Raw genomic sequence first — 18,410 nt, 5'->3', positions numbered from 1 at the left:
CGTCGCCACTGCCAAGAGCGACTGCGCGTTGAAACGCTCCGTAAAACATTCCGCGACGCGACACTGAACTGATATCGATGTCCGGCCTGACCTTCCTCTTCTCCGCCGCCCTCTGGGCCCTGCCGTTGGCGGGGTTGCCGGTGCTGCTGCATCTGCTGTTTCGGCGCAAGAGCCAGGTGGTGCCATTCCCGACGCTGCGCTTCGTTCGCGCAAGCATGCAGCAGACCGCCGCACGGAAGAAGATCCGCCGTTGGCTGCTCCTGCTGCTGCGTGCGGTGGCGCTGCTGGCACTCATCTGGGCCGTCGCCCAGCCGGCGCTTATGCCGTCCGATGTCTGGGCAAGTCGGGGCGGAAACTCCGCGGCCGCTGTAATCGTCGTTGATACCAGCTACTCAATGCAGCTCGCCGCCGACGGTTCCACCCTTGCAGGGCGGGCCGATCGCACGGTGCGGGAACTGCTCGCCGGCCAGCTTCGCGGGATGAAGGTCGCGATCCTTCGATCGCAGGCCGCGCCCGCGGATCTCGCCGATACGACTGAGTTGCAATCCCAGGAAACCTTCCGCGACGCCGCGACTATCCAATGGTCGGCCCCGCCGCCGCAACCGGCGGTAACGCCACTGGCCGACCGCGTGGAACTCGCGGCCCGGCTGCTGGCCCAACAGCCGGTGGACGACCGCTGGCTGATCGTGGTCAGTGACTTCCAGAATCGCGAGTTCCCCCGCGCCATTCCCGAACCGAACGGCGTCCGGATGGTGTTGATCGATCTACACCCCGACGACGTCCGGTCGGCGTCGATCGCCAGCGTGCGACTGAACCCGGAGCAGCCGACACCCGGCCTGATAAGCGAAGCCGTCATTGATGTCGCCGGCCGACCACGTGACGCGCGGCAGGTCAACGTAGTCTCACGTTCGCTTGATCTGGAAGGCGGCGCAACCCATCCGCCTGCGCCGGCGAATCTTGACGACGGTGGCCGTGCGCGGTTGCGAATTCCTTTGGCGATCCCACCCGCTGGCTTTGTCGCGGTCGAGGCGTCGCTGACCAGCGAACAACCGCTGCCCTGGGCCCGGTCGCGGCGACTGCTGCTTCAGGTACCGCCGCGACAGAACACCGCCATCCTCGACTCGCCGGGAATGGACGACGTTACCCGGCGGATCGAACTTGCGATGGACCCCGGCGGCGGACGGGCCGACGCCTGGCCACTGTCCGTTCGGCGTGCGTCCGGCCTGCCGGCCGATGCGAACGTCGCCGTCGCCGTGATCAGCGACTGGCCGTCGGTCGAGCGAGCCCGACAGCTTCGCGACTTCGCCGCGGCGGGGAACACGGTCATTCTCTTTCTCCGCCCGGGCCTCGAAGCATCGTGGGCCGATCTGCCGCAACCGCAGCGCGATGCGCTTTCGGCAATCCTGCCCGGCGTACCGACGGCCGCGCTTCTGCGGTCGTCAACTTACACCGCAGCGATCGCCTCGCCGGCCGACCCGGTGCTCGACGGGCTGACGGACGAACGTTTCCAGATCGGCGGAATCACCGCACGGCGACTGCTGCCGTTCGACGTGCTTTCGCCCGGCGCGCAGCCGATCCTGAATGTCGCCGACGCAGCCACAGGCGGGGCCGGTGCCCGGCCGGCAGGACTGCTGTTCCGACGGTCGATCTCCGGCAACGCCTCGCAGGCCGGCACGGTCTTCACGTTCGCCACGCTGCCCGACAAGCGGTACAGCACCCTGCACCTGCACCCGACATTCCCGCCCATGCTCGTACAGATGGCGCTGCGGCCCCCGACGCAAAGCGATGCAACGAATGTCGAGCTGGGTACCCCGCTGACCCTCTCTGATGCCAGGTATTTGAAGTACCCGGAGCTTCGCCTCGAAGGACCCGGCGGCACGACAACGAACGTCCGACCGACGACCCAGGACGGGCGAAAAGTCTTCCGCGCCGATCCCTCCGATATCGCCGGGCTCTACACCTGGCGAAACCCGGCCGACGATCGCGCGGTGGCGATGGCAAACGTTCAGTACCCTGCCGCCGAGGCCGACCTGTCCTACACGCCGGCCGGCAAACTCCTCGCCACGGGAAGCTCGGCGGTCGTCGTCCGATCGTTGGGGGAACTGGCGGACAAGTTTTCCGCCCTCAGCCAGCCGGTCCCACAGTGGCAGCTTCCCCTGGCGATCGTGATGGCGCTGCTGTGTGTCGAAGCGTTCGTCGGATCAGCACCGCGGGGATAGCCAGATTGATACAGAACAACCACGGAGGACAACCTGCCAGTCAATCGAATCGCTCCGATCGCTGCTATGCCTTTTCTCCTCCCAAGATGGAAGAGATGAACGCCAAGACGCCGAGTTCCCAAGGACGAAGAGCAAGGATGCAGCTCTTGGCGTCTTGGCGTTCAATCCTGGTGCCGTACGGAAGTGAATCATCCGGGGTAGCCGGCGCGGCAACCAACTCTCGATTCAGACTTCGACGCATCCAATTGCTAAGATTGCGTCACGATGTCCGAAGCGGCCCCACAGAATGACCCCAAGTCCAGCGATCGCGCCGACGCTACAGCAGTCCTTCTGCGCCTCCGCGATATGGGGCACATCGCCTACTTCGCCGGCGGCTGCGTGCGGGACTTGCTGCTCGGACGAGAGCCGAAGGACTGGGATATCGCCACCGACGCCCCGCCGGCCCGGGTGCGGGAGATCTTTCCGCGGACGCAGGCCGTCGGGGCGGCGTTTGGGGTCATCCTCGTTCGCCAGGGCAAGAGCCAGGTCGAAGTCGCCACCTTTCGCACGGACGGCCGGTACATCGACGGGCGACATCCGCAGGGCGTGACCTTCAGCAACCCGGAAGAAGACGCAAAGCGCCGCGACTTCACGATCAACGGCCTGTTCCTTGATCCTGTCAACGACCTGGTCATCGACTATGTCGGCGGTCAGGCGGACCTGGCGGCGAAGGTGATCCGTGCAATCGGGGATCCCCGGCATCGCTTCGACGAGGACTACTTGCGAATGCTTCGCGCAGTGCGGTTCGCTGCCCGACTGAACTTTGAGATCGAGCCGGCGACCGCGACCGCGATTCAGGTTCATTCGGCGCTGCTCACCCGTATCAGCCCGGAGCGGATCGCCGACGAACTGCGCGTGATGCTGGCACCGCCGACGCGCGTCGCGGCGTGGAGGCTGATGCACGTTCTGGGCCTGTTGACGCCGATCTTTCGATTCGTCGAGGTGCCGGCAGGAGAGCCGGACGACGACCGGACCATCGACAGGCTATTCGAAAAGCTGCCGGCCGAGCCGCTGCCGTTTTCGCTGGTCATTGCCACCGCCGCGGCGCAATGGCTCTGGTGGGCATCGCCGGCAGGCTCGGACATTCGCCGAAGTTTTGAAAAGCCCGTGATTGCGATGCTGGTCGGCGCAGTTCGCAAGTCGCTCAAGTTGAGCAACGACGAATGCGACTCTGCCGGCCAGACGCTCGAAGGCCTGCATCCGTTGCTTGCAGATGATCCGCCGACCGTTGCAATCCTGAAGCGATTTCTCGCGCGACCGACCGCCGGCTTGTCGCGGACATTGCTGGCCGCGCTGAACGAGGCGAACCTGATTGACGAGTCGCGATATTCGATGCTCCAGCAATCACTGGCTGAGATGGAGCGGACGGATTTCGCGCCACAGCCGTTCATCACCGGCGACGACTTGACGGCAACCGGCATGCGACCGGGACCGGTGTTCCGTCAGATTCTGGATGCCGCCTACGACGCGCAGCTTGAAGGACGGCTGGCCTCGCGGGATGAAGCGTTGCGACTGGCGAAGGAATTGGAACGAACGGCGGTCGTCCTACCGCGACAAAAAAAATAATCGGCGGACAGGGTTGCTGTCCGCCGATCAAGTTTTGGCTGTGGGATATCGCGTGATTGCGGTTATCGCGCTTCGCTGGTCTCTGCGGTGGCGGCCGTTTCTTCCACCGATGCAGTGGCCTCGGCAGGCGTCTCTGCGGCGGAGGATTCCGGTACCGATGCCGATTCGGGTGCCTCTGCCGGCTCGGCGACGTCCGGTGCGATCGGCTTCACCTCGATTGTCGAATAGGTGACCTTTGATTCGCCGAGGAAGAACTTGGCGGCGCGCTCGAGGTTCTCGACCGAGATCCCCTTGTAGATGCCGGCCAATTTGCCGTCGACGTGGATTTCACAATCGACGGGGGTGGTATCGGACTTGACGGCCCGGCTGACGGACTCGCCCTGTGCCTTGGCCAGCGCCTTGCCCAGTTCGCCACTGGCGCGGGCTTCGATCAGCACCACGGTCTCGGAGACGAATTCGGCGACGCCTTCGGTACCCGCCGTGGCTGCCTTCTCCTTCTTGGCCTTCTCAGCCTTGGCAGCCTTTTCCGTCGTCGTCTTGACCCGCTTGACCGTCGTCTTGGGCTTGGCGCGGCTGGCAGGGCCGATCGCGTGCTCGGCCGTGAAGTGATCGGGGATGAACAGCATCCGCTGACAGTTCGGGCAGAAGACCACGTCGTCGCGGCTGTTGAGCTTGTTGTAGATGTCCCGCACCAAGTCCATGTTGCAGGCGGTGCAGAGGTATTCTTCCTTGCGGCGGTCGGGCCGATCGATGCCGGCCATCGCTTCGCCGTCGTACCGGTCGGCCAGCCGATTGAAGAGGTCGCGAATCTTTACCGGCACGAGGATCTCGGCGGCCTCTCGCTCAGGGCGAATCGCGTTCACTTCGGACTGCAGCTGCGACAGCCGGTCGTTGATCTCGGCCCGCATGCTGTCGAGCTTCGTCTTTTCCGCATCGAGATGGGTCGAGAGATTGCCGACTTCGGTCTTCTGCTTTTCGATGAGGTCGATCAGAACCAGGACCTGCTCTTCGACCTTGCCGCGATCCAGCTTGCGGGTGTTAATTTCAACGAGCAGCGCCTGGTACTCCTTGTTGTTCTTGGCACCCTGCTGCTGAGTTCGGAGTTTTTCGATGTGCTGATCGCGGCTCTTGAGGTCCATCTCGAGGTTGGCATGTTTCGCCTGGTTTTCCTTGAGATTGTGCTGCGTCGTACGGAGTTTCTCAGTCAAGTCGCTGACGCGGCGCTCCTGGATTCGCACGTTGTGAGCGGCGGAGTCGAGGCGGGACTGGGCATCACGGAGCTTGCGGTCGGCCTCGAACAGCTTCACCAAGGCGACGTTCGTCGGACCCATGGGCGGCGTTTCCTTCCTGAGAGAACTGGGGCAATGCCCGAACCACGCTGGCGCGTCCGGGCCGTGCATTATCTACAAGGATGAGGAATTGGGAAGGGGGAGCGCGGAATTGGTCAAAGTTCCGGGTGAAAGCCATTCCAAAGGCGAAAGACTCTCCACGGGTGAGAACGCCGAACGGTACCAGGATTGAACGCCAAGACGCCAAGAGTTGCGTTGCCTTTGCCTTCGCCCTTTGGCGTCTTGGCGTTCATTGCTTCGACTGATCGCGGCAGGACACAGAGAACACCGAGAGATTCAGGACAGAAAGCGAAAGTGTGCCAGCTCCCAGTCCTTCGGAGTGCAGAGTGCCTTCCGCGTCGTCCCTCCGTGAATAGATGGTGAGCCTTCAGGTTCGGCAGAAGGTTTCAGGGCGCAACAAAAAAGCCCATGATCGTTAGATCACGGGCTTCTTGTGTTTTGATAAGCGTTGAGTCGGATGCCATTCAACTGCGTTACCGCGGTTGTCTATCACAATGCTTAGTTGTGATACGAGGCTGTGCTGACATTCAGTCGACAGATTGCTCTGATCGACGTTCTAAGTATCCCTTAGAAAGGAGGTGATCCAGCCGCAGGTTCCCCTACGGCTACCTTGTTACGACTTAGTCCCAGTCACCGAACCTAGCGTAGGGACCACTGTGATGTGGCCACTTCGGCTATTTCCGGCTCCCATGACTTGACGGGCGGTGTGTACAAGGCTCAGGAACATATTCACCGCGTCGTAGCTGATACGCGATTACTAGCGATTCCAGCTTCATGGAGGCGAGTTGCAGCCTCCAATCTGAACTGAGGGATGATTTGTGCGATTTCCTCCACCTCGCGGTCTCGGTTCGCTCTGTGCATCCCATTGTAGCACGTGTGTGGCCCTGGGCATAAAGGCCATGAGGACTTGACGTCATCTCCACCTTCCTCCGGTTTGACACCGGCAGTCCCCTTAGAGTCCTCGGCATAACCCGTTAGTAACTAAGGGCAAAGGTTTCGCTCGTTAAGGGACTTAACCCGACATCTCACGACACGAGCTGACGACAGCCATGCAGCACCTGTACCTGTTCCGGCCCTTGCGGGCTGTACCCCACTTTCATGGGGATAATCCAGGCATGTCAAGCCCAGGTAAGGTTCCGCGCGTTGCTTCGAATTAAACCACATGCTCCACCGCTTGTGTGAGCCCCCGTCAATTCCTTTGAGTTTTAGCCTTGCGACCGTACTTCCCAGGCGGTCCACTTAACACTTTTGCTTCGACCATGACGGCGTCAGAGCCGCCACCATCTAGTGGACATCGTTTAGGGCCAGGACTACCGGGGTATCTAATCCCGTTTGCTCCCCTGGCTTTCGCGTCTCAGTGTCAGATCACTCCCAGCAGCCTGCTTTCGCCTTTGGCGTTCCAAATGATATCTACGCATTTCACCGCTCCACCATTTGTTCCAGCTGCCCCTGAGTGCCTCAAGACAGGCAGTATACCCAGCAGTTCCACGGTTGAGCCGTGGGATTTCACAAGGTACTTACCCATCCACCTACACGCGCTTTAAGCCCAGTGATTCCGCCTAACGCTTGGCACCTCTGTATTACCGCGGCTGCTGGCACAGAGTTAGCCGTGCCTTCCTCTGGGGCTCCTCAGATCTTGGTAACCCCTGACAGGAGTTTACATCCCGAAGGACTTAACCTCCACGCGGCGTCGCTCCGTCACACTTTCGTGCATTGCGGAAGATTCGTTACTGCAGCCCCCGTAGGAGTCTGGGCAGTGTCTCAGTCCCAATGTGGCTGGTCGTCCTCTCAGACCAGCTACGCGTCGTCGCCTTGGTGAGCCGTTACCTCACCAACTAGCTGATACGATATCGCCTGCTCCCTCACCGGATTACTCCTTTGAGAACCAAACCATGCGATTCGGTTATATCATCTGGTATTACCTGCAGTTTCCCGCAGCTATCCCAGCGTGAAGGGTACATTAGCGATACATTACTCACCCGTCCGCCACTGACGTATTGCTACGCCCGTGCGACTTGCATGTCTTAGCCACGCCGCCAGCGTTCAGGCTGAGCCAGGATCAAACTCTTCAATTGAATTTCTTGGCACTTCTCCATCCTCATGCACCGCGTAAGAACCTCTCGGCCCTCATAGACGGCGACTAACAGTTTCAGTAGAAGCGTTTATCCTCGAAACGAGTTTGTCCAACACCTCCGAGTTAAGACAACTCGAAGGCGTCTTTACGAACCAACCGTCGGCTAGGACGATCGGCCCGCCGAGCTTCCATCACCACCACTCTCGCGGCAGCAACTTCAACTCGGATTTGCAAGGCTCAAACACTCTCTTCTGGCTTTCGGCCCCCGACACGGCTAAGCACCGGGGGACCGGCTCTCTTGAAATTGAACTTGATCCATCCCGACCACCCTTGCGGGCAATCAGACTGAATCAAAGGATCACTTCTTAAGCGCACCGCAAAGAATGCTTGAGATTCAAGCAGCTTGATTTTACTCAAGCTTGCGCCGACCCTCGTCAAACCATCAACCACTGATTTACACCAGCGGCCGACGTATCAACTCAGACCGACGACTTGGATCTTGGCGTCCGAACACCACCGTACACCGGCAGCTTCGGACTCACATCCTCGCGGCTATCCGACTCTTCACTTGTCAAAGAACGAACAACTTATGACACCCGCTTTCGCAGACATCAGTTTGTCGTAAACGCCGCCGGCTTCTCTCGTTACCGTCGTCGACTTCCCTCAGCGGGGTCGCAGATACTATCGATCTGCAGCCCCCTGTCAACGGCCCTTTTTATTTTTCTTCAGGGCTCGCTGATTGGCGTCTTCGCCACTCCGCACGGATCATCAAACTGCTTTCGCAACCGATGACACCGCCTCGTCCAACAACCGGGTTCCGATTGAGGGGCGGGGTTTATACTGCGGCCGAAAGTGTTCGTCAAGGGTACCGCGTTCGCGGTTTTCGACATTCCGTCGTCAGGATGTCGTGGTTTCGGGCACCACGACCGACAAATGCCGAGTGGAGTGTTAGTACTCAGACCTCAGCGACCGGAGGCATTATTCGTCAGCATCCGGGCATTGTCAACCTGGCGTGAGAATAGCGGATGATTCGGGGTTTCGGCTTGTAACTTCCACGCGTCCGAAAACGTACCTTTTGTCACGTTGTCGCGGTATACGGCATCCCAGCTTTGGCGGGTGTCTGCGTCGTGACGTTACGCCACACTTAAATCCCCCTCATTGCCTCGTAACGACGCCAAACGCCTACGCTTTCAAGCCCATTTGAGGGCCGTCGCCGGAATCTGTTGTATCCTGCATATCAGTAAGACGAGGCACAGGATGATCATCAACACACTATTCAAGCTCCTGTGCGGACAACCGTACGCCGCGACGGCCGGCGGGCCTGTTTCTTCCTGGGCTGCCATGCCTCGATCAGCGAGAGGCGAAACGACCGCGATGTCGGTCGGAACGCTGTCCTTGGTGGCCAAACCGGGCCGTTTCTCACACCGCGACGCAGAGGCGCTTTGCGGTCAGATTCGTGCCTCCCGGGCACCTACGGTCATCGTCGACTTCCGCGAGACCGAAGACGCGACAACGGCTGCGTTCGCCCAACTGGTTTTGTTACGCCGCGAGCTGCTACGTGAAGGCCGTGACCTTCGCCTCAAAGGCCTGCGCAGCCGGGCCGCCAGCATCTGGCGCATCAGCCGGCTGAGCATGGTGCTTCCGCTTCAGTAGGAAAGACTCCACCTGACCCGCAACACCGCAGCCGTACCGGGAACCGCCCCGTCGGCACCCGCATAATCATCACATCTTCTCGGGCGATCCCGGAATTCCGACCCGCCTGCGGTTACCAGACGCGTTGATCACACTGATACCGCAGAACTTGCCGGACTTAGCCGCCGATGCAGGGCTGTGAAGAGTTTCGGCGGCCGCGAGATGTGGCCGGTGTTTCAGACGTTCCAGGGTCGGAAGCCGGAGAGTGCGTGATGCGGGGCAATCCCCAGAGTGCAACATCGGTGGTGCTGAAAGCGAAACGGTTTTCGCACGAGGACGCGCACGCGATATCCAAGTGGGTGCTGGGCCGCGACAGGTCTCGCTCCGTCGTGGTCGTCGACCTCAGCCAGGCCGACGACGCGACCACCGCCGCCTTCGCCACACTGGTGGTGCTTCGCCGGCGTCTTCTCAAGCATGGCCGCGATCTTCGTGTGGTGGGGCTTCGCGACAGGGCGCAATGGGTGTATACGATTTCACGCCTCGAACAGGTGCTGCCGCGACACATCGAGGATCTGGCCGACAACGATCCCCCGCTGGCGACGGCTGCCTGACGAGTCTCCGTGGCGTCGCGCCGCCCGAACGCATGGAGCTACGACTTCCCGCGTGAATAGATCGCGATCCGCCGGTACACTCCGCGGCGTGATTCACCGCATCGTCCATCTCAGACTCGCTACAGCCGCCTGGGTGACCATCGCGCCAGTCATTGGCGGGTGCGTATATCACCAGGAGAACATCGCCGCCCCGCCGGCAATCGTCGCCGAGGAACGACCGGCGATACGACCGGGCCTTACAAACTTTGCCAGGGTCTCGCCGTTGCTCTATCGCGGCGCGCAGCCCACGGCCGAAGGTTTCCGCGAGTTGGAGCGAATGGGAATCAAGGCGGTCATCAACCTTCGATCGATGCACGACGACGCCGACCTGCTCGCCGGCACCAACCTGCGGTACTTCCGCATCCCCTGCTCGGCCTGGGATGTGGACCGGGCACAGTTCCGGCAGTTCATGGCAATCATCAACGACCCGGCGAACCAGCCCGTCTTCGTCCATTGCCAGCACGGCTCGGACCGCACGGGGTTTGTCGTCGGCGGTTACCGCATCACCGAACAGGGCTGGGACGCCGAATCGGCCGTCGCGGAGCTGCACACCTACGGGTTCCACCGGATCTGGGGACACATCCCCGCGAAACTTCGCGCAACGAACAGCACGGCGAACGGCACGGCGAACGGCACGGGGGCGCGAGTGGCCGGGTAACGCCGCCGGGCACTGCTTCGAGCCTTCGGCCCTTTGGACCTGCATCGCTTGCCACACCGCCGGTTGTCCGCGTATCACGCCGGACATGAGCGATACCCCCCTTGCCGAACTGACGGCCCGAGTCCTGCGCCACCGCGACGAACGCGACTGGGCGCAGTTCCACACCCCCAAGGAACTCGCCATCTCGCTCGCCGTCGAAGCGTCAGAATTGCTGGCGTTGATGCAGTGGCAGACGGGCGAAGCGCTCACCCGCGCCGTGACGAACAAACGCGATAAGATCGTCGACGAACTGGCGGACGTGCTGCACTCCACACTGCTGCTGGCAGCCGACCTGAAGATCGATCTTGCCGAGGCCCTGAAGCAGAAGCTGGCAAAAGACGCGTTGAAGTACCCCGTGGAGAAATCGAAAGGGCGTGCGGTGAAGTACGACGAATTGTAGGTGGGAAGGCACGAAGGCAGTGAGGCACGCAGGCACGAAGGGGCGCGCAACGGCTCTTCGTGCCTCCGTGCCTTCGTGCCTCCCAACCCTACGCATCCCGGTGCGCCGCCGGAATCACCACAATGCTCTTCGGCGACGTCGGGCAGTCGTGCTCGCAGACGCCACACCCGGTGCAGCCCTCTTCATGAACGACAATTCGGCCGTCGCGTAGTTCGATCGCCCGCGGGCCGATCGGACAGCGGTCGACGCACATCGTGCAGTCGGTGCCTTCGGACCGAATGCACCGCCCTTCCCGCCACTCGGCAGTTCCCATGTCGATCAGGCCGATCGGCAACGCTGTGATCGCCCCGCTCGGGCAGTTGTACATGCAGAGCAGTCCGTCGCACATCACGCAGGGCTGCTCTTCTGCGATGATGAACGGCACGCCGTCGGCTTGATTGTCGTCGATCTGAATCGCATGCACCGGGCAGGCCGAGACACAGTTCTGGCATCGGCTGCAGGTGCCGACGAAATCGTCTTCAACCTCTTTGGCACCCGGGGGCCGCAGGATGCGGAGCTTGTTGACGAACCTGGAAGGCTTCTCCGCAGGATCGCTGCGCGTGTTACTGCCCGTATCGCCCGGCGCTGGTGCTCGCGCCTCCGCTCGCGATTTCGGGTCGAACTCGTTCAGTGCCTTTTGCAACGGGTCGGCGACCTTGCCGAAGTTGTCCAGCAGACTGCGCAATCCCTCGCGAAAGAAGTGTCGGCGTTGGATCGGCTTGTCGTCTTCGGACATTGTCGAACAATTCTACACGCGAAGTGCCCGTTCGCTCGTGGCATGGGTGCCAACTCCGACACGCTGTCGATAATCGTCGCGCAAATCCCTACTATCTTGCCGATGTCGACCGCCACGGGCGCGAGCCCGGCTATTCTCGAATCAGACACCACTGGCGCCCTTCCGGCACCCGGGCTCTGGTTGCCGTCACTGTCGCTGGCCAAGCGGGAACTCGTTCGTTTTCTGCGTCAGCCACACCGGGTGATCGGCGCTTTGGCGACACCCATCGTCTTCTGGCTTCTCATCGGACTGGGCATGGGGCGGAGCTTTCGAGGCGAAGGTCTTCCCGGCGGCGGCAATTATCTGGAGTTTTTCTTTCCCGGCACCGTGCTGATGATCCTGCTGTTTACGTCGATTTTCAGCACGATTTCGATCATCGAAGACCGCCGGGAAGGATTTCTGCAGAGTGTTCTGGTGGCACCGGTCAGCCGGATGGCGATCGTCCTGGGGAAAGTGCTGGGTGGGACGGCGCTGGCGTTCGGCCAGGGCGTGCTGTTTCTCGCCCTCGGGCCGCTTGCCGGCCTGCAACTGACTGCCGGTGGATTGCTCGCCGCGATGGGCATGATGCTCCTGGTCTCGTTCGCGCTGACGGCGCTGGGCTTCTGCATCGCCTGGCGGATGAGTTCCACGCAGGGCTTCCACGCCATCATGAACCTGTTCCTGATGCCCATGTGGTTCCTGTCGGGCGCGCTGTTTCCGCCAAGGGCGGACACCTTTGCGCCGCTCCGGTGGGTGATGGAACTCAACCCCCTGACTTACGGCCTTGCAGGCTTGCGACGGGCGTTATACACCGGCGTTGATGCTTCCGCCCTGCCCGGGTGGCCGCTCTGCGTCGGCGTGACACTCGCCTTCGCAGCGGTAATGTTCCTTCTGGCGAGCTACCTTGCCGGTATTCGCACCCAGGCCGACTGGCAGGCGTAAGCAAACGGCCTCGACCGACGACTTCTTCCCTACAGCCCGACCGATTCAATGGCCAACAAGCAAAAGATCCTCACCACCGGCCTCTGGGCGATCCTTCTGCTGGCAATGGTCGGTGTGGTCGCCGGCAAGCTGTTCTGGCCGAAATCGCAGAATGTGCCCGAGGTGCTCTTCCCCGCCGCCAATTTTGCGCTGACGGATCAGAACGGCCAGGCTTTCGGCAACGATAGGCTCTCCGGCAAGCCGTACATTGCCGCGTTCGTGTTCACCCAGTGTGCCAGCATCTGCCCGAAGATGACGGCCGAGATGTCGCGGTTGCAGGGGGAACTGCCGAAGGAAGTGCAGTTGATCTCATTCTCGGTCGATCCGCAGCGCGACACCCCGGCCGTCCTGAAGCAGTACGCCGCGACACACAAAGCCGATGAGGCCCGCTGGCATTTTCTCACCGGCGACCGCGATGCGATCACCGCCGTCGCACGTGACATGAAGCTGGTCTTCCAGGATGGCAGTGCCGACCATCCGATCCTGCATAGCCCGCGAATTCTGTTGGTCGACGACAAAAATCAGATTCGCGGCACCTACAACAGCCAGATGCCGGAAGATTTAAAAAAGCTGGTCGAAGACGCGAAGTACATTGCAGGCCATCCCGGAGGCAAGTCGTGACGAAGGAATCGCTGGCGGCCATTAACGCCACTCTGAACGCCACCAGCACGGTGCTGCTGCTACTGGCATTCGTGTTCATCAAGCGGAAGCAGGTCAAGGCACACGCCTGGACGATGATCGCCGCGCTGACCACCAGCGCGACTTTCCTGGTCTTCTACATCACCAGCTATGTCGTGTTCGGCGAGCGCAGCAGCGGCGTGCAATCGGGCCCCGTGAAGACCTTCTACCTTCTGCTGCTGTTGTCGCACGTCGTGTTGGCGGTCGTGATGCTTCCAATGATTATCATGGCCCTGGTTCGCGCGTATAACCGCCAGTGGGCAAGACACCATAAGATCGCCTCGCCGGCGTTCTTCATCTGGTTTTACGTTTCGGTAACGGGTGTGGTGGTTTACTGGATGCTGTATCATCTGTTCCCGTCGATGAAGGCGTGACGGGCTGATGCGGCGCGAAGCCGCGAAGCGACCGGCGACTGCCACCGCGGATGCGTGCAACAGGTCTCCGGCACCTCGCGTATAGTATTGGACGCAACAAGGTGACTACGATGCGACGGACATCAATCGCTTTTGCAATGCTGGCAGTGCTCGCGATCCATTCGTTCGCGAACGTCGCGTCCGCCTGCCCCAACTGCAAAGAGTCCATCCCGATGGGCGCCTCGCAAGACACCGGCAGCGGAGATTCCAGCGCCGGACTCTCCAGCGGGTTCAATACGAGCATTTACGTGATGCTGTCGGCGTTCGTGGGGGTGCTGGGGTTTGTAGGATTCACGCTGTACCGGGGAGTGCGCGGCGGGCCCGCGCCCCGCGGGTTCGATGTCGAGAAACCCAATCGGCTCGATTCGCACTGATTCATCCCCCATCGCTTACGCAGGCCCCTTCCTGCTTCCGTTCACATTGCCGCGAAGTTGGACAGGATCTGCAGGCCGACCTTCTGGCTCTTCTCGGGGTGGAACTGCGTCGCGACGACATTGTCCCGCCAGATGCTGCTGACGAACGGCCGGCCATAGTCTGTCGTCGTGGCGACGACGGCCTCGTTGCCGGGGACGATGTGGTACGAGTGGACGAAATAGACGCTCGAATCGGCCGGCAGGTCGCGCATCAGCGGCGACGGGCGCACGACATTCAGCTGGTTCCAGCCCATGTGCGGCACCTTCAGGCCGAACGCGTCATCGACATCAAATCGCACACATTTGCCGGGCAGAACGCCCATGCCGCAGTGCTCGCCGTCTTCGTAGCCGACGTCGAACAGCATCTGCAGGCCCAGGCAGATGCCCAGGAAAGGCTTCCCCTTCTGAATGTGCCGAATAATCGGTTCGACGAAGCTGCGCTCGCGTAGTGCGGCGACCGCGTCCTGGAACGCGCCGACACCCGGAAGCACAAAACGCTCGGCACGGTCGATCTGTTCCGGTTCGGTCACGATCTCGGCGCGGTGGCCCACGTGCTCGAATCCTTTTTGGACGGAGCGAAGGTTGGCCATGCCGTAGTCGAGAATCGCAATCATGGAGAGTAGTCGGTAGTTACTAGCCGTTGGTCCGAAAGATACACGAACCGATGATAGTAGCGGCAAATGCAAGAAGGGCGAAAGGCCGACGCAATGTCGATCTTTCGCCCTTCTTGCTACCGACCACAGTCTACTGGAGCTTAGTCTCTCGTCATCACGACGATTTCCACCCGGCGGTTGGACGCCTTGTCGGTGGCGCTCTTGGGCTTGGCGCTGCCGAAGCCTTCGGAGCTGATGCGCGAGACTTCAACGCCCTTCTGCACCAGGTAATCGCGGACCGCCTTGGCACGGGCTTCGCTCAGTTCCTGATTGCTCTTCCACTTGCTGACCTTGATCGGATCGCTGTCGGAGTGGCCCTGCACCTTGACGGTCTTACCGGCGTACTGCTTCTTGAGGCCGGCGACCATCTTGTCGAGGCTTACCTTCGCCGACGACTTCAACGTGGCCTGGCCGCTGTCAAACAGCGCGTCGCCGAGGAAGTTGACGGTGGTCGTACCAGCGACGTTGTCGACGGTGACGTCGCCGCCAAGGTCGGTCACGGGGCTCGGTGCGGCCGCTGCCGCCGGCTTGGGAGCCGGTGCCGGCTTCGGAGCGGGCGTGACGACTTCCACCGGGGCCGGCTTGGGTGTTTCAGGTGGCGTGAGCGGCGCTTCCTGCGACTTCATCGAGTCGCGCTCCTCAAGGCGAGCCCGCAGTTCCCGGTTTTCCTGGTGGAGCGCCTTGTTCTCGTCGAGCATCGCGTTCTGGCAGCCACTGCCCACGGCCAGCAGCGACAAACCTGAAGCGAACCCAAGTGTCTTAAGAGAGCCGCCCCAACGTCCGATAGAAAACAGGCCCATGATGAATCCTTTCATTCTGCCCGAGGTTTTTTGAGCTCCGCGGCGGATCAATCGCCCAGCGGCCACTCAAATGCTAAAGGCCGCCGCAACCACGTCAAGTGGTGGTGGCTGCAAATATTGGGCCTAGTTGTGGTACGGCAGCGGGAGAACCGCAAGAAGTAGTGTTTTTATCGACACCTAACCCGGCTCTCTCTCGGCCGGGCCGCTGGTCGATGGTAACGGTTGTGCGGGTTGGTTTGAACGTTCGGTTGCGTCGTCTCTGGAGTGCGACCATGAAGTCGTTTCGTGTCCTCACCCTGATTGTCTGTACCGCCTGCGCCTTCAACAGCGTCGGGTGCGTGCGCGGCATGACCTACAAGATGGCCATGCCCGAATCCATGACCATCGGCACCCTCCGGGCAGACCAGGCAAAACTCGACTCGGCCCTGGCGAATCAGACACCGCAGACTCCGCAGCGATTTGCCGCGGCCGAGCAGTAAGAGAACGTGAATCAGCAGGTCGCGACGTCGCTGCACTTCCGACCGGGAATGACGAAAATCGGCACGTCGGCCGGCGTAGCAGGGAGTGGCTTACACCGCCCCACCCATCGTAGGCGTGCTCGAAAGACCGCCCGAACCACTTGCCGCCAGAGCCGCCTCGGCCTTCTGGAGTTCGGATCGGGCAAGCTGGACCGAATTGGGGTCCATCAACTTGGCCATCGCGCGGATGAGCATTTCCTTGGCCCGGGCAGGCTTGTTCAGGAACCGGTTGAGGACGACGCCGAGCATCAGTTCGACCTGCTCCACCTGTTCATACTTGGGGTACGAGCGGAGGAACGCCTCATAAGCCTCGGCGGCGTGCTCGAAATTCTGCTGCTGGGCGAGCTGATTGGCGACATCAAGCTGCGCCTGTCGCGACAACACCTGCTGGGGATCGAGGAGTTTGAGTTCGATGTAACCGCGCGCCGCAGCCGGCAGATCATGATTGGCCACCGCGTCGATGATCCGTGCGCGTAAGTTCAGTATCTCGGCCTGCCGGGGGTTCATCGGCTGGGCGGGCACCGGTTCGGGGGCCACCCATCCACGGCCGGGTGGCTGAGCGGCGGCAGGGCCGGCAGTGCCGTAAGGGTTCCAGCCGCTGCTGACCGCGTCACGGTACTGCCGACGCCGGTTCCACTGCTTGATGAGGGCAACGACGTCAAACTGATCGCGAGGAAGCAGGTTGACCGCAAGCAAAGCCACGCAGACCAGCACCCCGAACAGCGTCCCGCCGACGTGGGCCGAATGCGCGACCTGTGATTGTCCCGACAACCCAATGACATCCTTGATGAAGAATGCCGCGACGAACCAGAGGCTGGGAATCTCCACAACCCCTAGGAAGAACAGAACGAAAATGGTCACCCGTGCGCGTGGAAAGAGAATGAGGTAAGCGCCGACGACCGCCGACGTGCCGCCGCTGGCACCGATGACGCTGCCCTGCTTGTCCCAGAGCACGTAGAAAAGCCCGGCAAAGATGATCGACGCGAGGTAGAACGCGAGATACCCCAGATGCCCCATCTTGTCGTTGACGTTGTTGCCGAAGATGTACAGGAACAGCATGTTCCCGGCCAGATGCATACCGTCGGCGTGTAAAAAGCCGGAGGTGATGAATTGCAGGAGACTGGGTTCGGAAGCCGAAAGCGCCCAGGGGTCCCACCACTGGCCACGGGAATGCCCGGAGCTGATGACGTTCTGCGCGACGAAAACGAACACGTTAATGACGATCATCGCCCAGTTCATGTAGGGCGAACTGCGGAGCGGACTATCGGTGCGGATGGGGAGAAACATGTCGCGTCAGCGATTGTTGAGCGCGGCGGCAGGAATGTCTACCGCAAACACCGGAAGGACCAGCTAAACCGCCCTGTGGAAGGGATCAGGCACCCTGAAGGATCATCCGCATCCGTCGGCCGCCCGCCTCCCAGCCGACCGACGTCATGTAGCTTTCAATCAGCAGGATGCCGCGACCGCTCGGACGGCAGAGATTTTCGGCAGCGGTGGGGTCGGGAACATTCTTGCGGTCGAATCCGGGGCCTTCGTCTTCGACGGTGACTTCGAGATATCCCGGTCCCGTCGCCGCCTCGATCTTGACCCGCTTGGAGGCGTCCATGCGGTTGCCGTGTCGGATGGCATTAACGATCGCCTCTTCCAGCGAAATGCGAATCGCGAAGATGCGCTCTTCGTCGAAGCCGGCGGCGACGACATCATCCATGATGTGCGTTTGCACGTCACGACTTGCGCTGAAGTCGGAAGGGATGTCGAAGACGCGCTTGACCATCTGACTTTCGCCCTGGCGGGCCGTGCCCGCCGCCCGACCGTTGAAACCTGGTTGTCCTCCGCCAGAATTTCCCCCGTGGCGGCCGTTGTCTCCTGGCGAGGCAATCGCTGCTTCCGGAAGTCGTTGAGGACCGGTGGCACCCATGAGTTTCGTCGGCCAGTTGTCGTGTTCCACAGACATGCTACGGATAACACTCCGTGAGCGTTCGCGGGATGCCCGGAACAGGGCATCCCGCCGCGGTCGGTCCGGTCAGGTGAAACTGGACAAGCCTTCGGCACGGGTGGGTGTAATGCGAAACAGCTTGTTCAACTTGGTAATCACGAACACTTCGAGAATCTGCGGCTTGATGTTCGCCAGTCGCAACTGTCCGTTACGCTCTTTCACTCGCTTGTTGACGTTGATCAACATGCCAAGCGCGGCCGACGACAGGTGATCGACGGTGGCAAAATCGAGCAGCAGCTTGGGGTGTGTGCGCTCGTCGACCAGCGAATTGAGGCCGTCGCCGATCTCCTTGATGTTCGCCTCGTCGAGAATTTTATTGTTCGTAAACTCGACAACGCGGACGTCTTTTTGGTCCGACACCGCGAGTGCAGGAATGGAATCGGCCATGGCCAGAGTTTCCTCAGATGACGGCGTCCACGCCGGTCGGCGGGGAAAGGAGCGGATGGTGCCCGCGACCACGAGCGTTAACGCGACGATGCGCCACCGCTGTATCGATGTCACAGACACTAAAGAGAGTGGAAAATCGTGTCAAGACGCCG

The 18,410-nt window shown here is 61.3% G+C and carries 18 protein-coding genes and 1 rRNA gene; 11 read left to right on the top strand and 8 right to left on the bottom strand.

The window, feature by feature from the left end:
* The first annotated feature begins 77 nt into the window (after positions 1 to 77).
* Positions 78 to 2,219, top strand: a complete 2,142-nt coding sequence (locus IPV69_RS26525) for a BatA domain-containing protein (protein WP_206292751.1) — start codon at positions 78 to 80, stop codon at positions 2,217 to 2,219.
* 264 nt (positions 2,220 to 2,483) lie between these two features.
* Positions 2,484 to 3,824: a CCA tRNA nucleotidyltransferase gene (locus IPV69_RS26520; RefSeq protein WP_206292750.1), complete on the top strand. Its 1,341-nt coding sequence runs from the start codon at positions 2,484 to 2,486 to the stop codon at positions 3,822 to 3,824.
* A 62-nt stretch (positions 3,825 to 3,886) separates the two neighbouring features.
* Here the strand turns inward: IPV69_RS26520 and IPV69_RS26515 are convergent, their stop codons facing one another.
* The gene (locus tag IPV69_RS26515; protein ID WP_206292749.1) at positions 3,887 to 5,155 is read right to left on the bottom strand and encodes a zinc ribbon domain-containing protein; all 1,269 of its coding nucleotides are present in this window, start codon (positions 5,153 to 5,155) and stop codon (positions 3,887 to 3,889) included.
* Between the two features lie 589 nt (positions 5,156 to 5,744).
* Positions 5,745 to 7,248: ribosomal RNA gene (locus tag IPV69_RS26510) — 16S ribosomal RNA — on the bottom strand.
* 1,340 nt (positions 7,249 to 8,588) lie between these two features.
* On the opposite strand from IPV69_RS26510, the gene IPV69_RS26505 reads away from it, so the two are divergent.
* From IPV69_RS26505 to IPV69_RS26490, 4 genes are all read left to right on the top strand, one after another.
* Positions 8,589 to 8,900, top strand: a complete 312-nt coding sequence (locus IPV69_RS26505) for an STAS domain-containing protein (RefSeq protein ID WP_206292748.1) — start codon at positions 8,589 to 8,591, stop codon at positions 8,898 to 8,900.
* Between the two features lie 281 nt (positions 8,901 to 9,181).
* Positions 9,182 to 9,490 carry a hypothetical protein gene (locus IPV69_RS26500; protein ID WP_206292747.1) on the top strand — a complete coding sequence of 103 codons (309 nt, stop codon included), beginning with the start codon at positions 9,182 to 9,184 and terminating at the stop codon, positions 9,488 to 9,490.
* 88 nt (positions 9,491 to 9,578) lie between these two features.
* Positions 9,579 to 10,187, top strand: a complete 609-nt coding sequence (locus IPV69_RS26495) for a fused DSP-PTPase phosphatase/NAD kinase-like protein (RefSeq protein WP_206292746.1) — start codon at positions 9,579 to 9,581, stop codon at positions 10,185 to 10,187.
* An 85-nt stretch (positions 10,188 to 10,272) separates the two neighbouring features.
* Complete coding sequence (locus tag IPV69_RS26490) at positions 10,273 to 10,626, top strand: nucleotide pyrophosphohydrolase (protein ID WP_206292745.1); 354 nt, start codon at positions 10,273 to 10,275, stop codon at positions 10,624 to 10,626.
* 88 nt (positions 10,627 to 10,714) lie between these two features.
* On the opposite strand, the gene IPV69_RS26485 is transcribed toward IPV69_RS26490, so the two are convergent.
* On the bottom strand, positions 10,715 to 11,401 hold the full coding sequence (locus tag IPV69_RS26485; RefSeq protein WP_206292744.1) for a 4Fe-4S dicluster domain-containing protein: 687 nt from the start codon (positions 11,399 to 11,401) through the stop codon (positions 10,715 to 10,717).
* 102 nt (positions 11,402 to 11,503) lie between these two features.
* On the opposite strand from IPV69_RS26485, the gene IPV69_RS26480 reads away from it, so the two are divergent.
* The 4 genes from IPV69_RS26480 to IPV69_RS26465 all read left to right on the top strand — a co-directional run bounded on the left by IPV69_RS26480 (position 11,504) and on the right by IPV69_RS26465 (position 13,865).
* Positions 11,504 to 12,361 (top strand): ABC transporter permease, encoded by an 858-nt coding sequence (locus IPV69_RS26480; protein ID WP_206292743.1) that lies wholly within the window; start codon positions 11,504 to 11,506, stop codon positions 12,359 to 12,361.
* A 48-nt stretch (positions 12,362 to 12,409) separates the two neighbouring features.
* On the top strand, positions 12,410 to 13,021 hold the full coding sequence (locus tag IPV69_RS26475; protein WP_206292742.1) for an SCO family protein: 612 nt from the start codon (positions 12,410 to 12,412) through the stop codon (positions 13,019 to 13,021).
* Complete coding sequence (locus IPV69_RS26470) at positions 13,018 to 13,452, top strand: DUF420 domain-containing protein (protein WP_206292741.1); 435 nt, start codon at positions 13,018 to 13,020, stop codon at positions 13,450 to 13,452. The genes IPV69_RS26475 and IPV69_RS26470 overlap by 4 nt, the downstream gene beginning before the upstream one ends.
* 110 nt (positions 13,453 to 13,562) lie before the next feature.
* The gene (locus tag IPV69_RS26465; RefSeq protein WP_206292740.1) at positions 13,563 to 13,865 is read left to right on the top strand and encodes a hypothetical protein; all 303 of its coding nucleotides are present in this window, start codon (positions 13,563 to 13,565) and stop codon (positions 13,863 to 13,865) included.
* 41 nt (positions 13,866 to 13,906) lie between these two features.
* Here IPV69_RS26465 and hisH read toward each other — a convergent pair whose 3' ends face one another.
* On the bottom strand, positions 13,907 to 14,518 hold the full coding sequence (hisH, locus tag IPV69_RS26460) for an imidazole glycerol phosphate synthase subunit HisH (RefSeq protein WP_206292739.1): 612 nt from the start codon (positions 14,516 to 14,518) through the stop codon (positions 13,907 to 13,909).
* Positions 14,519 to 14,658: 140 nt separating this feature from the next.
* Positions 14,659 to 15,357 carry an OmpA family protein gene (locus IPV69_RS26455; protein WP_206292738.1) on the bottom strand — a complete coding sequence of 233 codons (699 nt, stop codon included), beginning with the start codon at positions 15,355 to 15,357 and terminating at the stop codon, positions 14,659 to 14,661.
* A 272-nt stretch (positions 15,358 to 15,629) separates the two neighbouring features.
* On the opposite strand from IPV69_RS26455, the gene IPV69_RS26450 reads away from it, so the two are divergent.
* A complete protein-coding gene (locus IPV69_RS26450; RefSeq protein ID WP_206292737.1) occupies positions 15,630 to 15,836 on the top strand; it encodes a hypothetical protein in 207 nt (68 codons plus the stop codon).
* Positions 15,837 to 15,926: 90 nt separating this feature from the next.
* Here the strand turns inward: IPV69_RS26450 and IPV69_RS26445 are convergent, their stop codons facing one another.
* The 3 genes from IPV69_RS26445 to IPV69_RS26435 all read right to left on the bottom strand — a co-directional run bounded on the left by IPV69_RS26445 (position 15,927) and on the right by IPV69_RS26435 (position 18,258).
* Positions 15,927 to 17,162 (bottom strand): rhomboid family intramembrane serine protease, encoded by a 1,236-nt coding sequence (locus IPV69_RS26445; protein ID WP_206292736.1) that lies wholly within the window; start codon positions 17,160 to 17,162, stop codon positions 15,927 to 15,929.
* 85 nt (positions 17,163 to 17,247) lie between these two features.
* Entirely contained in the window at positions 17,248 to 17,649 is a 402-nt protein-coding gene (locus tag IPV69_RS26440; protein WP_206292735.1) for an ATP-binding protein, read from the bottom strand.
* A 249-nt stretch (positions 17,650 to 17,898) separates the two neighbouring features.
* On the bottom strand, positions 17,899 to 18,258 hold the full coding sequence (locus IPV69_RS26435; protein WP_206292734.1) for an STAS domain-containing protein: 360 nt from the start codon (positions 18,256 to 18,258) through the stop codon (positions 17,899 to 17,901).
* Positions 18,259 to 18,410: the final 152 nt, after the last annotated feature.

Source organism: Humisphaera borealis (genome assembly GCF_015169395.1).
Lineage (GTDB): Bacteria > Planctomycetota > Phycisphaerae > Tepidisphaerales > Tepidisphaeraceae > Humisphaera > Humisphaera borealis.
Note: the sequence above shows the minus strand (reverse complement) of the source record. Positions and strands in the feature narration are given on the sequence as shown.